We start from the raw sequence: 522 nt of genomic DNA on the forward strand, positions 1-522 counted from the left end.
ATCGCACGCCAGGGGCATCCGGGTGCAGCCGGGGAACGCGCAGTGCCGGTCCCGGATCACCAGCGCCATCCAGATCGCGGCCGTCACCAATCGTTGGGCGCGGCCGACGTCGAGGACCTGTCCGTGGGCGCCGAGGACGGCGGGGATGATCTCCGCGTCACACGCCATCCGCCGCACGGTGGTGGCGGAGAACCGGGCACCGGTGGGGGTGTGGCCGTTGCGGGCGAGTCCGGCGTCGATGATCTGCTGTTTGAGTGATTCCTGGTCGATGAGCACGATCACCCGGGGTTGGGTGCCGTGGTCGCGGGGCAGGTCGTCGCTGGCGGTGAGCCGGTCGCAGGCGTCGACCAGCGCGTCCCACAGCCGGGCACCGGCGTCGCGGGGGTCGCGTCCGTCGTGGCCACAGCCGGGGGTCAGACACGCGGCACCGGTGGCGACACCGTCGTCGTCGTACAGCGGTGCCCCGGCAGGTGGGTTGGTCCCGCCGCATGCGCCGGGTTCGGTGGTCACGGGTGCGGCGAG

Annotated in this window: 1 protein-coding gene; it reads right to left on the bottom strand. The window is 72.8% G+C overall.

What is annotated here, in order from left to right; all coding sequences use genetic code 11:
- Positions 1–510: DUF222 domain-containing protein (locus tag FHP29_RS00415; RefSeq protein WP_139620905.1), on the bottom strand; the 510-nt coding region annotated here is incomplete at its 3' end.
- Between the last annotated feature and the right edge of the window lie 12 nt (positions 511–522).

This window comes from Nocardioides albidus, from assembly GCF_006335005.1.
Lineage (GTDB): Bacteria > Actinomycetota > Actinomycetes > Propionibacteriales > Nocardioidaceae > Nocardioides > Nocardioides albidus.